This is a genomic window from Providencia sp. PROV174 (genome assembly GCF_028480685.1).
Classification (GTDB): domain Bacteria; phylum Pseudomonadota; class Gammaproteobacteria; order Enterobacterales; family Enterobacteriaceae; genus Providencia; species Providencia rettgeri.
In genome coordinates this window covers 87933-101239 of the sequence record NZ_JAMPOT010000020.1, presented here as the reverse complement: position 1 = coordinate 101239, position 13307 = coordinate 87933, and the positions used below count along the sequence as shown (strand labels likewise).

The following is a 13307-nucleotide window of genomic DNA, read 5'->3' as shown; positions in this document are numbered from 1 at the left end:
AAATATTTTCTTGCTGTTGCTTCGCATGTTGATAATACGTACTCGCTTTTTTTGAGCTTGTTGAGTGACGTTTTTGTGGTATCTATCCGCGCTTAATGCGTGATATTTGATCAAAACTTTCTCAGACATTGTCTGTTTAACATTCAGGAGTGTTTTCTCTGACATAACGGCATGTCTCTTCAATAGTATTCCAAGGTAGCATCGTTTTTACTGATGAGGGTATAAGTTGCTGAGTTTCAAGGCTAAACATATATTTAGCTCGAAGGGTATAAGCGGTGCCAAAGGGGGCTAAACACATCAATAATTGTTGTGCCCCAAGGGCAGTTAATACCTGTGGTGAAGTTGTAGGTTGATTTTCTGATTGCCAAAGTGGGCGGCTCAAGCGTGTATGTAAGACACGATATTTGGAAAGTTCAACCCACCAAGGAAGCGGTTCAGCGTGTAACAAAACCCCTAAACCTAACGCTACCTCCGGTAATAAAGCCCAATGTTCAGATAATATTTTGGGTAACAAGGGCGTTTTCTCGTTAGGTAAAGGCAATGAGTATTGCTGAATCAATTGCTGGTTATGTTTACGTTGCAGTATAGGAGGAAAGTCGTTATATCCAACCCCATTAAAATCACTATGGAAATAGCTGCCTGGAGCGAGAAAAATATTTTCTTGTGCAATAAGTAGATTATTCAGCGTAGCCATCAACAGGTTTCTCCGCCAAATTAGTAACTGATTTAGTGTTACTTAGCTGTCGCCACAGCAATAATAAAATAGCCAAAAGAATGACCATCGCAGCAATAATTGAGCTGATTATGACTGGGTTAAATGTATGTTCAGGCTCAGGCTTAACTTGATATTGCAACGGCGGGCGATTGACGACCACGACTGAGACATTATCGTAATTTGCTTCAGCAAAACTGTTCGTTAGAAACAGTTTAATCTTATGCATCATCATTTGGGGGTCTTCACTCCCAGAATAGGTCACCAAGCTGGAAACATTTTGCATTTGCTTAGTCGGATTATTGCCATTTAATGGATAACTAACATGCACACGTGCGTTAATAATATCAGGGATGGTAAGTAGCGATTGCTCAAGGCGCTGTTCAATTAAAGAAAGCAAGCGGGTACGTTCTGCCTGTGGTGAGGCCACTAAAGAGTCACCAGGAAATGCTTGGATAATTTCCACGGGTTCTTTTGAGGGCAGGTTATATTGGCGTAGTAAATCTACCGCAATAACAAAGTCACTTGGTTGAACACGAATGGAATCTCCGTTTTTATTATCTTGTTTACGCGTAGCCTCAACACCATGCTCTTGGAGTATGGCTAATACCTCGTTACTTTGTCTTTGGCTTAAATGACTGAGTAATAATTGGTTATCACACCCCATTAATAAACCAACAAAACTAATTAAGATAAATTTTTTTAAAATATTCATGGTTTATTGAGCTTTTAAAACGGTATCAATCGCAGAAACACTTTTATGTGTTAGTGTGCTAATCATATTCATAGCAAGGCTGTATTTACCGACACGATTTTGAAATTGTAGTAATTGAACTGGGTTACTTGGGTCAATGCTATTGACACTATTCATTAATGCAGTTCTTTCTTGGCTCGTTGATGCGCTGTATTCTGCAAAAAGCTCTTTAACTTTATCGGCAATGGGGATTGATGACGGTATCTCTGAGGCTATCTCTGTGGAATTTATCATCGATAAATTTGAAGTAATAGGCGACATAATGTATTTCCTAAGTGAAGGTAGAGCATCATCGTGAATGATGCTCTATTGAATATTAAACGTTACGAATAAGAGCTTGGTCAGTATCTTTAATGGATTTCATAAAGTTACTTTGTAATTGACGCGCCATATTATAATTACCACTCATAGCGGTGATTTTCGCCAATACCAGTGGGTTATCGACTTCTAAACTGGCATCGGCAAGAATTGTATTTAACTCATCGCCAAATTGTTTCGCTTTATCGCTAATACTGGCCGAAGTACGATAGATCATACCCATATTATTTTTGCTAGTACCTAAATTTTCTAGAGCGGATGCAATCCATTTTCCATCGGCATCTAAACCTGGAATTACTGCCATATTTTGTTTCCTCTTTATTTGAAAAACTATATTAATTAACGGGTTGTTAATTAAAAATTGATTGAATTAAAAAACCAATGGTTATTGCCTAATAAAATATAGCCGTTAGCATTGGTGACAAATGATTTACCTACAAGCTCATTATTGGCAAGGGAGATTGAGAATTGAATATGATTATCTCCCCATTGCTTATAAAATGAATTTGTGAAGTTAATTAAAGAAGCAGTTTGATTGTCATTTAAACTGTCTTTTATGATAAAGATAACTTTCTTATCTTTAGTTATTTTACGCCATTTAACATTACTTTCTGTTAATCCCAACTCTGCTTTTTGTAATAATTCACCAAAGCTGATCTTTTTTATTTCACTTTTTATATAGCAACTAAAATAGCTAGAAAGTAACTTATCAATATTTTTTTCTTCATTAATTAAATTGTTGTTATCTATAGTCACGATTATTGGTTTGCATGGATTGGTAAGCTCTACCTTTAATGTGTCTGGTACTATTTCAATAAGTTTATTTTCAATTTCTTGTTCAAGCTTATTTACTATTTTAATTGAGAATTTTTCATTGTATTTAGCTTTAACTAGGCGCTGCATACTCCAATCAGAGTCACGCTGTGTTTTTACTAGGATAAGGCTTTCATTACTAGTACCTTGGGTTACGATAACGGAATATTGACTACCTTGAAGTATTTGCTCTAATGCTTTTACTTTTTTCTCGGTGCTTTGTGCTGGAATATATTGGAATATAGTGTAAACAATAAATATTGAAAATAAAGTCAAGAAAAAGACCAACATAGTTTGTTTATTAAAAAGGCTTGATTTTTGTTTAGCTGGTTTTTTTACTTTAGCTTTAACGATAGATAATGAATTTTCAGCCTCTGAAATCTGTAAGGTTTCAGGTATTTGAGGGCGTTGCCACTCAGTATCCTGCATTTTGATCACAATAGGAAAAATATCCGCTAAAAGCAGCTGCTGAAAAACAATAGGGATCTCGGTACTTAATCCATTATCATTTAGTTGAATGGCTAGACCACTTTCAGAGTGTTGACTTGCAGTAATAATTGAAAATTCGCAGGCAGTGCCATCGCTTGGAATGGAGTAGGTTGTGAAACCATCATCATTGATGTCAGTTTTATAATCTAAGCCGTTATCAATGATAATCAGATTGCTATCTGTATTAACCATTAATTCTTGGCCGCTCATTGGGCCGCTAGCAATTTTTACTATACATGTGCGGCTATTTGTATCACTCATAAAGATAATCTCATGGAATTAAATTCATTTTATTATGGATTGGCTGGTTCTCGTTATTGGTGGCAAGTAAATCAATAAATGTTTTTATTGTCAGTTGAATTGATCTTATTCATTCACACCTTTAGCTTGTAATAGAAAGTATGAATGATTCCTGAGTATTCCCTTGAGGCTTTTTTTCTTATCGCTCACTCTGTGTACACAACATTACGTGGATAAGGCCTATATATAATGTCAAATAAAGATATTGCAACATTATTAGAAAGTAGAGGCTGTGATTTTTCATTACAAGACAAATTGGTCTTGGCTATACCGAAAAGAGTCACAACGCCTTTTATTTATAAATCTATATATTCAAATTTAAATATTTTGATAGAACGTCAGGCTATATTTATTTGCCAAGAAAATGAATGGAATGCGCTAGATAAGTCAAATTGGAAGTTATACTCAATGGATTTATCAGAATTAGTCGAAATTTTAGCAGTTATTGATACCGCAATGGGGCAAGCATTCCTTGCGCAAAAGAAAAAGCTGGAAGCCGATGAAAATAACAATAATGAATATATCGAATTAATTGAAGACTTTTCATTAATGGTATCAATCAAAAATGTAGTGATTGATTTAATTATTAGAAATCATCCTGTATTTGATAGCTGGTGCGAAATACTCAGGCGGTACGAAGCCTATGGAATGATGCGATTTATTCTCTCTTCAGCTCAAGAGAATAAAAACGTCAATATTAATCAGTTATGTGCACGTTATGGTATATCAGCTTCTTATTTTAGACAGCTTTATCGAGAAAATTTTAATAAAACGGCAAAGCGGAAAATTATGAGTGTGCGGATGGCCAATGCAATTCTACAGCTAATTGAAAGTGATGATTCAATATTAGATGTAGGGCTTGAAGCGGGTTATTGTTCAGCATCTCATTTTACTAATGATATTAAAAAAGAGTTAGGCCTAACACCATCAGAAATTAGGCATATTGGAGCAACATTATATGAGCAGTAAAAAAAATCGAGTGTTAGGTTTAACACTGTTTTTACTGAGTATGAATTTCTATTCGGCCCAAGCAGAAATTATTGTGGCAGAACCAGTTACACAGTCAAAAAACCACGATACCTTTGTCGCAAATAATATTGCGGTGGGTAAGGTTTTTGATGCGGTCGCAGAGCGTTTAAATAAACCGATTATTCTGAGCAAATTAGCCGCTCAAAAAAAAGTAACTGGTAATTTTAATTTGGCTAATGCAGATGAAATGTTTAAAGCATTAACTCGGCGAATTGCATTAGTGTGGTATGACGATGGTGCGAGTATTTATATTTACGATAATAGTGAAATGCGTAGCGCAATTATTCCAACAAATAATGTCAGTAGTAACCAGCTGCTTAATTATATTCAACGAAATGGAATTTATGATTCGCGGTTTCCTGTACGTTCACAAGAAGGTGAACGGTTATTATTTGTTTCGGGTCCGCCACTGTATATTGAACTAATTAAAGCCGCATCTTTATATCTTGCAGAACAGATTAGGAAAGAGGAGCTATCTAGTGGCGAAGTGGCTATTATTCCATTAAAACACGCATCAGTAACGGATAGAAGTTATTCATTACGTGGCCAAAACATTACGATCCCTGGTTTATTAACAGTCATTAATTCTTTGTTTAAACAGGGAGCTTCACCAGATGAAATATTACATATTCAACCACCACCAACACCAATTAATCCAACAGGAGATTCGATAGACGAATTAATGGATGCACCAATTAGTGATTCACCATCTTCAGGGAATAAGCCGATGATGGTAACAAAAAAACCGTCTAACAGCGCTTTTTCTTTGGTAGCACACCCTGATAGCAATAGCTTGATCGTTAAAGGTAGCCAAGAGCAAATTCGTTATGTTCGGCAGTTAGTTGATACCTTAGATATGCGCCGTCGCCAAGTGGAATTATCACTTTGGATAATCGATATTACACGTTCTGAATTAGATAATTTAGGGGTTAATTGGGAAGTCGGTACTTTTAGTACTGGAACGGGTTCGGTTTCGTTTAATCGCAGCACATTGTCAAATAGCCAGCAATTTTTACTGCAAATTGATGCGTTAAATAAAAGTGGTAATGGACATATTGTTTCTCGCCCTGTCCTGTTAACTCAAGAAAATATTCCTGCGTTATTTGATAATAACACGAGTTTTTATGCGAAGTTACAAGGCGAACGTATTGCAACTCTTGAGCAGGTGACTTATGGAACCATGGTGAGTGTAATGCCGCGTATTTCTACCGGTAATAACGTTGAAATGGAAGTCAATATTGAAGATGGTGCAGAAAATCGCGATAGCATGGGTAAAACATCCAGCGTAGAAGGGTTACCTGCCGTTAACAGAACCAGTATTAACACAGTTGCGCGTATTGCAAAAGACAGTAGTTTGCTTATCGGTGGCTATACACGTGAGCAGTATGTTGAAAATGAAAGCAAAATTCCTTTTTTAGGCGATCTTCCTTATGTGGGAGGGTTATTTAGTCATTCATCGACTAATCAACAGAAGATGGTTCGGTTATTTTTAATCCAGCCGCGTTTATTGGATGAAAATGAAGGATGGGATGGGCGACAATTTTCTGAAAAGACGCGGATCACCACCCATGATAGCCAGTTGCACGGTACGGTCCAATTTCTTCAACAATACATGAGTGAGTCATGGCAATAACACCACTGAGTTTTAATAACCGTTTTTCAGTTAATACTCAAAACAAAAGTCGTGCACCTGTGAGTAGCAGTAGTGATGATTCCGATGAAGTAGCACGTGGTGCTGGTGTCATTGATAGCTCTAGTGAATATGCATCGATGTCGATGTTAGCGGCAAGCCATGTACGCCGAGGAAGTTCTAAAAAGGGCAGTGAAGAAGAATGGATGCAGTTTGCCGAACGCATTTTGGATAAAGATGCAGATGACAAAGTATTGCATATCGAAGGCTTGCTTAATAAGCAACTGATGACACCAAAACAATTACGGGCATTTTTATTGCAGTTTTTTACTGATCCCAGTGATTTACTAATGGTACTTGCTGCATTAATTAATCGTAAAAAATTAAAAAAAGAACAAATTGAAAGTCTTGAAGCTTTAGAACAATTATTACAAGCGGAAGATACCAAGCGTCATGCACAAGCAGGGGTTAATGTTGCATTAATCGCAAAAGCTTTCGCTGAAAAATTACATTCCAGTGCTGGGAATTTGCGCTCGCTGTACCGTGAATTTATCAGCTATGACGGGCCTGTTATTTACTTATATGAACAATGGGTCGAAGAAATGGAAATTCAAGAGCGTGAGAATATGATGCGTTATCTTGGACGAGCACTAGCTTGTGATTTGCAAGCGTTACCATTAGGCGACTTAAATATTAGTGAGTTTGGAAGTTTTTTTAATCGTGTTGGTCGGTTACGAGAACTGCAATCTTTAGATTATGTATTCTGCCAGCAATTCTTTCAATCTGGTTTTTTTCGGCTCAATGAAAAATCAAACAAATCAAAAATTGAAAAAGAGCTTAGTCAATTATTTACCCATGGTATTCGTAGCCAAGTTGGTTTTGAAATAGCGATTATGGCTTTTATTTCTGAAAAACTGAAAGTGATGACTTCGGATATGTGTGGCAGGTTTTTACAACTGTTATTACTAGCTTTCGCAGTTATTCCGATCAATGTCTTTCAGTCAATGGAAGCACGAGACGAACTTATTGAACAATTAAAAGAACTCATGGACCAAATTATGGTGCAAGAGCAAATACTACACCGACAGCCATAGTGTGATAGGAAAATTATCCCATGAAAAGTATAACCGGATTTTTATTACAAATCCGTAATCGTCCAGAATTGATGGTATTAGTTATCATGGTAATGGTTATTGCGATGTTGATCATTCCATTGCCAACTATATTAGTCGATTTATTAATTGGCTTAAATATTATGATATCCGTGCTTATTTTTATGAGCTCTTTTTATATAACTCGGGTATTAAATTTTCAATCATTTCCCTCTATTTTATTAATTAGTACATTGTTTAGATTGGCTCTATCAATTAGTACCAGTCGTTTAATTCTATTAGAAGCAGATGCAGGGGATATTATCGCCACGTTCGGTGAATTTGTTATTCAGGATAACTTAGTCGTTGGTATGGTGGTATTTGCGATTGTCACCATTGTACAGTTCATTGTTATTACGAAAGGTTCTGAACGTATTGCTGAAGTCGCAGCTCGTTTTTCCCTTGATGCGATGCCTGGTAAACAAATGAGTATTGATGCGGATTTACGCGCTGGTGTGATTGATGAGGCGACAGTTAAAGAGAAGCGAGGCGATCTTGAAAAAGAGAGCCAGTTATTTGGTTCTTTCGATGGTGCGATGAAATTCATTAAAGGGGATGCGATTGCGGGTATTATCATCATTTTTGTTAACTTAATTGGTGGCATATCTGTTGGTACAGCTCAGCAAGGCATGGATGTTTCAACTGCACTAAATACGTTTTCCCTATTAACTATTGGTGATGGTTTAGTCGCTCAAATTCCTGCATTACTCATTTCTATCAGTGCTGGTTTTATTGTGACTCGAGTAGGCGGTAACGATAAGAACCTAGGTGAAAATATTGTTTCAGAGTTATTTGCGAATGACTTCACGATTTTAATTACAGCATTTATTGTGCTTTCTATGGGTTTTTTGCCTGGTTTTCCAACCATTATATTTTTACTACTATCAGGGCTTCTTATTGGGTTATTTGCTTTCAGGTATTTTAAAAAGCAAAAAAATAAGCAAAAACCAGTTAAGGGTGAAGCTGAAATCATTAATCCAGATGTGACAGAAGGTGAAACTCAAAGAGAAAATAGTGCTATTGAAGATGAATATATTCCAGAAACATTACCGATTATTATTTCTGTTAATCAAAAATATAAAAAACATTTAGAGGATAATAAATTTTTATCCAGAATGAAAAAAGATATTTTTATTCGTTATGGATATAGAGTTCCAGATGTTGCGATAAATTATTCACCGATTGTTCCTGACAATAAAATAGTGGTATTAATTAATGAGATTAAGGCTGGAGAATATGATATCTATTTCCATGGGTATCGTTTACTGACTATCAATGATGAACCTGAATACCTTGGTATGTCATTGACTAAATTTACGGATGAATATGGTTCAGTGAGCACGTGGTTTGAACAAAAGGATTTACCTAACATTGAACAGCTGGGTTTAATGGCTCGAGACGATGTGACAGAAGCCATTGATTGTGTCAGTACTTTGTTGCTGAGATTTATTAATGAATTTTTTGGTATTCAAGAAACGAAAAATTTACTTGATGACCTTGAAAGAAAGTACCCAGAATTACTAAAAGAATGTTATCGCCATGCCACGGTACAAAAAGTCACCGAAGTTTTTCAACGCTTATTAATGGAAAAAATATCAGTTCGTAATATGAAATTGATTATTGAAACTTTAGTGCAGTGGGTACCAAAAGAAAAAGACAGTTTAATGTTAGTCGAGCACGTAAGAAGTTCAATGGCTCGCTATATTTCATCTCGTTTTTCTGTCGATGGGCGCTTGAATGTCCTCATGATTAACTCAGAGTTAGAAGATACGATACGTCAAGGGATTAGGCAGGCTTCTGGTGGAGTGTATTTGCATCTTGAACCCGAAAAAACCAATGAGTTGATACAGGCAGCAGAACTTGCTTTAGAAAATAGTTTTTTATCAGTTAGGGATGTGAACATTTTAGTGCCTGTTGATATCCGTCGTTTTGTCAAAAAAATCTTAGAAGGCCGTTTCCCTGAGTTAGAAGTACTTTCTTTTAATGAAGTTTCTGAAATGGTCAAGGTCAATGTGGTTAAAACCATATAATCAAAAAATCGGCTTTATTAACAAATAAAGCAACTGAATTCAATATAATTAAATATGTTGAATAATTAAAATATATTCAAAATATAAGGATTACCTAATGAAGTATAGATTTGTAGAAATGCTTAATGAGTATTTAAACACCATGGGACGCAGCGATCTGGTTAACTCACAGTTAGATTGTCATTCTAATATTCAGTTTGAAATGCATGGTTTTGCTGAAATTAATATTGACCTATCTACAGACGATATTATCATTTGGTGTAGTTTAGATAATTGTAACTATAGCCATTTAGATGCGGTTAGTGCCTCCGTATTAAAATCATTATTAGAATATCCGCCAAATAATTTTTATCCAGGCCAACCGGCATTGAATATTGTGGATGATGCTTATGTTCTTTCTGCTGTTTTAAAAGTATCAGCTTTAAATAATATTAAATTGTTTTCAGATAGTTTGGAAGAATTCTTTGAGCGTGCAAATGAACTTAACAGCCTAATTTCTTAATCGATTATGAAGTTATTTGATCTCTGCGCGCATCCTGCGCGCATTCATGGATGCCTAATTGAAGCGCCTTTACACGGTGTTTTTATTGGTGAAATTTGTTTTATCGAACGTTCTCTTACGCAGCCCGATATTATTGCGAAAGCGCAGGTTGTTGGTTTTAAAGAGGGGCTCACGGTACTGAGTTTAATAGGCCGCGCACAAGGTTTAACGCGAGAAGTGGTTATTCGACCGAGCGGTTACCCGTTTGTTTTTGAAGTGGGTGAACATTTGGCGGGTAAAATTTTTAATGCTGCAGGAGAACAAGTTGGTGCGTTGTGCGAAGACCTTGCTGAGCCAATGTTGCTCAATACGAAATTATTGCGTATTGATAGCCCTCCGGTGAGTGTTACGCAAAGACGGCCTGTTGCTGAGCCGATGGTAACAGGGGTACGTGCCATTGATAGTTTACTGACATGTGGCTTAGGTCAGCGTATTGGTATTTTCGCTGCCGCAGGTAGCGGTAAAACCTCATTAATGAACATGATTATCAACCATGCTCATGCGGATATTCATGTCGTTGCTTTAATTGGTGAGCGAGGTCGAGAGGTTATTGAATTTATTGAAGAATTAAAAGAGTCACCTCATGCAGCACAGACTATTTTAATTTATGCGACTTCAGATAGCCCACCAATTGAGCGATGTAACGCAGCGTTACTTGCCACTACGATTGCTGAATATTTTCGTGACTGTGGGCGTAATGTGCTGTTGTATGTTGATTCAATGACTCGATATGCGCGAGCTTTGCGAGACGTGGCTTTGGCAACTGGAGAGCTACCGGCAAGGCGTGGCTACCCTGCCTCTGTTTTTGAACAGCTTCCTATGTTGTTGGAGCGTCCAGGACAACTAAAACATGGCTCGATTACGGCTTTTTACACGGTATTATTAGAAAGCGAAGAGGAAGCGGACCCGATTGGTGATGAAATTCGCTCAATTCTGGATGGCCATATTTATTTGAGCCACAAATTAGCAGGGCGTGGGCATTATCCTGCGATTGATATCTTACACAGTATTAGCCGTGTATTCCAAAAAGTAACAACGCCAGAGCATCGCCGGTGTGCAATTGATTTGCGCGATATGATCTCAAGGCTTGAACAGATTCAGCTTTACCTTGAACTAGGTGAATATCAACGTGGTGAAAGTCATGAAAATGATCGAGCTTTAGATAAAAAAGAGCAAATTGAAGGTTTCTTAAAACAAGCCATGGATGAGCCGATGAATTTCGACAACATGTTAAATATTCTCAATGAATTGGCATCTTAATGATTTCTAATTTATTGGTTTTAACTGAGCGACGTTTTGACCGGACATTACAAGAACAATCGCAATTAAATTCAATAATAAAGCAACAGCAACAACAATGTATGGATATTCGCCAGCGTATTTTAGTTCTGGCGACACAGACTGCATCTTATGAAAAATCAGAAGAATTAAGCCGAACTGCTTTTTGGGAAAGACAGCGATTGAAGGCTGCGGTTCTAGCCGAAATTGCCCAATTTGAATTTCAAATAGAAACCATAACAGTTGAAATATCAAAAAATAAAATACTGCAGTCTGAAATTGCTAAACGTGCATTCATTTTACGTAATAAGTGCGAGAAATTCCGAAATTATCTCAAGCAGCAACGTATAGCAAGAAGGTTAAAATCAGAACTTCAGCAACAAAATGAAATTGAGGAGTTATTCGTACATGTCAGTAATAAAAGCGAGCTCAAATGACAAAGTACCTCATGTAGTTATCGAGGGAGAAGCAATACCATCAATATATAGTTCCACTGAATTTAGTCATCAAAATATAACAAAAAAAATGGCGAAAGCAGTGAGTGACAAAAATATGGTGAAGTTGTTCAGTCATAAAGATCAAAATCAGCAAAAGGATATATCTATTTTGCTACCGGTAGCCCTTTCTTCTATGCAGCAAGTATCGCAATTGAGCGACTTAGCTAAGGGACTTATTACTTGGAAAGAAAACGTATATATTGGTGAAGGCATCCTAACGGCAGGCCAAAATAAAGAATTAAATATTACAGAAGCTGAGCCGTTAATACTTCATGATGTATTAACGGAAGATAATAGCTTAGATATTAACTCATTGTCTCATTTGATGGCTTCGGGGAAATCCCAAAATGTAGGTGAATTAATTGTAGATAATAATGAAAATATTAGCTTACAGGATAGCTCTCTTATTACCTCTCAGGTTGAGATTCCCCATAATTTAGTGGCGAATATAAATTTTAACATTGATTCAGTGGCTCATTTGACGACTACACGCCAAGCCGAAAAAATGGATGAATTAGTCGTAGGTAATAATAAAAATATTAGCTTACAGGGAGAACTATGGATTGAGGACCAGATTAAAATTCCTCATAATCTCGCGGTAGATAATGATATTAATCACATTACTAGCACACCTACCGTTGACAATAATCTGCCAGCGACGTCGATTATTTCAGTTGAACAAAATATTGCTGATGAAGATGAAACTCCGTTGTTTAACACGATGATGGTTGGTTTTCCATTACAGAATATCCCGCCGCGAGCAAAGGGAAAAGTTAGCGATAATTCAGTTCAATACGAAAAAAATAAATTTCAATTAAGTGGGACGACTCAGCTCAATGTAGAAAGTTCGTTGGCGGAGTTAGCGTCTAAGAATACTTTAAGGCCGACATTAAAACAGTTAAAACCACAGATAAAAACTGAACAACCACATATGGAACATGCAGCAAAAACCGTAATTAAACCCGTAAATCCACAGGAAATTGGTCAAGAGCTATTAAAGCCAATTCATCATCGACCAATTAGTTCATCTGATACCACTTCATTAAATATGTCCTCACGAACAAATAACCGATTGAAAGATGGGGCATTAAAAAATAATTCTTCCCTTCTGGGGCAGCAGTTAGTATCCCATCAGGTGGATGATCAACAGGGTATTAAGCAAGGTATTAAAGATAATAACGCTCATCATGTTGACACTCAGCTTGAGCTCGTTTTTGCAGAAAATGAACCCTTTATGCTGCCCGCTGTATCACAGGGAACCAACGCGTTAGATAATAATAAACAGATTTCATTATCTGAAAATCCTACACATTATTTTGCTAATGAAGCGCAAGCGCCGGCGACATCTTCACAAATTTTATCTGTAGAAGAAATAGATTCTTCTAGCAATATCATAGCGACAACATTAAATGAAGCGATGCGGCCATCTGCACCACTACAGGCTGCACAACAGAAGCAAGAAGTTCATAAAATGCCGGAACTCATGGAAAATAATCCATTTTTAAGTGAAGGCAAACAGCCAAAATCAACGGGGCGCAGTCTCATTTATACCTTTAATCAGTGGCAAAGTAGCCCATCAGTGACATTTGAATTGGCATCTAAAGGGGAGTTCATTGCTTCGACAGCGAGCCGAGACGTCCAGTTGGCATTGAATGAAAATAAACATTTATTGAACCATGAAAGCAGCGTGCAGATCCGACGTGAAGATGAACGCCAGCAGCAGCGAAACCGACAGCAGCATGACCAACAGCAAGAAGAAGATTAA

At 36.9% G+C, this 13307-nt stretch carries 13 protein-coding genes; 8 read left to right on the top strand and 5 right to left on the bottom strand.

Annotation, left to right across the window (positions count from 1 at the left end; translation table 11 throughout):
* Nucleotides 1-136: 136 nt before the first annotated feature.
* Genes PSE60_RS16860 through PSE60_RS16840 form a run of 5 tightly spaced genes read right to left on the bottom strand, consistent with a single transcriptional unit; the run spans nt 137 to nt 3347 of the window.
* Complete coding sequence (locus PSE60_RS16860) at nt 137-694, bottom strand: hypothetical protein (protein WP_272666193.1); 558 nt, start codon at nt 692-694, stop codon at nt 137-139.
* On the bottom strand, nt 678-1427 hold the full coding sequence (gene sctJ / locus PSE60_RS16855; protein WP_272666192.1) for a type III secretion system inner membrane ring lipoprotein SctJ: 750 nt from the start codon (nt 1425-1427) through the stop codon (nt 678-680). Before sctJ ends, PSE60_RS16860 begins: the two co-directional genes overlap by 17 nt.
* Nucleotides 1428-1430: 3 nt before the next feature.
* Nucleotides 1431-1727 carry a type III secretion system inner rod subunit SctI gene (gene sctI / locus PSE60_RS16850; RefSeq protein WP_272666191.1) on the bottom strand — a complete coding sequence of 99 codons (297 nt, stop codon included), beginning with the start codon at nt 1725-1727 and terminating at the stop codon, nt 1431-1433.
* Between the two features lie 55 nt (nt 1728-1782).
* Nucleotides 1783-2088 (bottom strand): EscF/YscF/HrpA family type III secretion system needle major subunit, encoded by a 306-nt coding sequence (locus tag PSE60_RS16845; RefSeq protein WP_272666189.1) that lies wholly within the window; start codon nt 2086-2088, stop codon nt 1783-1785.
* A gap of 50 nt (nt 2089-2138) precedes the next feature.
* Complete coding sequence (locus PSE60_RS16840) at nt 2139-3347, bottom strand: PrgH/EprH family type III secretion apparatus protein (RefSeq protein WP_272666188.1); 1209 nt, start codon at nt 3345-3347, stop codon at nt 2139-2141.
* Nucleotides 3348-3575: 228 nt separating this feature from the next.
* Here PSE60_RS16840 and PSE60_RS16835 point away from each other — a divergent pair, with 228 nt between their 5' ends.
* The 8 genes from PSE60_RS16835 to PSE60_RS16800 all read left to right on the top strand — a co-directional run bounded on the left by PSE60_RS16835 (nt 3576) and on the right by PSE60_RS16800 (nt 13307).
* A complete protein-coding gene (locus tag PSE60_RS16835) occupies nt 3576-4355 on the top strand; it encodes a helix-turn-helix domain-containing protein (protein WP_272666187.1) in 780 nt (259 codons plus the stop codon).
* On the top strand, nt 4345-6048 hold the full coding sequence (gene sctC, locus PSE60_RS16830) for a type III secretion system outer membrane ring subunit SctC (protein WP_272666186.1): 1704 nt from the start codon (nt 4345-4347) through the stop codon (nt 6046-6048). The genes PSE60_RS16835 and sctC overlap by 11 nt, the downstream gene beginning before the upstream one ends.
* Nucleotides 6039-7139, top strand: coding sequence for a type III secretion system gatekeeper subunit SctW (gene sctW / locus PSE60_RS16825; protein WP_272666185.1), 1101 nt, complete (start codon nt 6039-6041; stop codon nt 7137-7139). The genes sctC and sctW overlap by 10 nt, the downstream gene beginning before the upstream one ends.
* A 20-nt stretch (nt 7140-7159) precedes the next feature.
* Complete coding sequence (locus PSE60_RS16820; RefSeq protein WP_272666184.1) at nt 7160-9226, top strand: EscV/YscV/HrcV family type III secretion system export apparatus protein; 2067 nt, start codon at nt 7160-7162, stop codon at nt 9224-9226.
* A 97-nt stretch (nt 9227-9323) separates the two neighbouring features.
* A complete protein-coding gene (locus PSE60_RS16815) occupies nt 9324-9728 on the top strand; it encodes a type III secretion system protein (RefSeq protein ID WP_272666183.1) in 405 nt (134 codons plus the stop codon).
* 6 nt (nt 9729-9734) lie between these two features.
* Complete coding sequence (gene sctN / locus PSE60_RS16810) at nt 9735-11027, top strand: type III secretion system ATPase SctN (protein ID WP_272666182.1); 1293 nt, start codon at nt 9735-9737, stop codon at nt 11025-11027.
* The gene (locus PSE60_RS16805) at nt 11027-11482 is read left to right on the top strand and encodes a hypothetical protein (protein ID WP_272666181.1); all 456 of its coding nucleotides are present in this window, start codon (nt 11027-11029) and stop codon (nt 11480-11482) included. The genes sctN and PSE60_RS16805 overlap by 1 nt, the downstream gene beginning before the upstream one ends.
* Nucleotides 11454-13307, top strand: coding sequence for a SpaN/EivJ family type III secretion system needle length determinant (locus PSE60_RS16800; protein ID WP_272666180.1), 1854 nt, complete (start codon nt 11454-11456; stop codon nt 13305-13307). Before PSE60_RS16805 ends, PSE60_RS16800 begins: the two co-directional genes overlap by 29 nt.

Bases quoted from the DNA above. Each gene is read 5' to 3' on its own strand.
- PSE60_RS16805 (WP_272666181.1), top strand. From the start codon at position 11,027: ATGATTTCTAATTTATTGGTTTTAACTGAGCGACGTTTTGACCGGACA.
- sctC (WP_272666186.1), top strand. From the start codon at position 4,345: ATGAGCAGTAAAAAAAATCGAGTGTTAGGTTTAACACTGTTTTTACTG.
- sctJ (WP_272666192.1), bottom strand. From the start codon at position 1,427: ATGAATATTTTAAAAAAATTTATCTTAATTAGTTTTGTTGGTTTATTA.
- sctI (WP_272666191.1), bottom strand. From the start codon at position 1,727: ATGTCGCCTATTACTTCAAATTTATCGATGATAAATTCCACAGAGATA.
- sctN (WP_272666182.1), top strand. From the start codon at position 9,735: ATGAAGTTATTTGATCTCTGCGCGCATCCTGCGCGCATTCATGGATGC.
- PSE60_RS16860 (WP_272666193.1), bottom strand. From the start codon at position 694: ATGGCTACGCTGAATAATCTACTTATTGCACAAGAAAATATTTTTCTC.
- PSE60_RS16820 (WP_272666184.1), top strand. From the start codon at position 7,160: ATGAAAAGTATAACCGGATTTTTATTACAAATCCGTAATCGTCCAGAA.
- PSE60_RS16800 (WP_272666180.1), top strand. From the start codon at position 11,454: ATGTCAGTAATAAAAGCGAGCTCAAATGACAAAGTACCTCATGTAGTT.
- sctW (WP_272666185.1), top strand. From the start codon at position 6,039: ATGGCAATAACACCACTGAGTTTTAATAACCGTTTTTCAGTTAATACT.
- PSE60_RS16835 (WP_272666187.1), top strand. From the start codon at position 3,576: ATGTCAAATAAAGATATTGCAACATTATTAGAAAGTAGAGGCTGTGAT.
- PSE60_RS16840 (WP_272666188.1), bottom strand. From the start codon at position 3,347: ATGAGTGATACAAATAGCCGCACATGTATAGTAAAAATTGCTAGCGGC.
- PSE60_RS16815 (WP_272666183.1), top strand. From the start codon at position 9,324: ATGAAGTATAGATTTGTAGAAATGCTTAATGAGTATTTAAACACCATG.
- PSE60_RS16845 (WP_272666189.1), bottom strand. From the start codon at position 2,088: ATGGCAGTAATTCCAGGTTTAGATGCCGATGGAAAATGGATTGCATCC.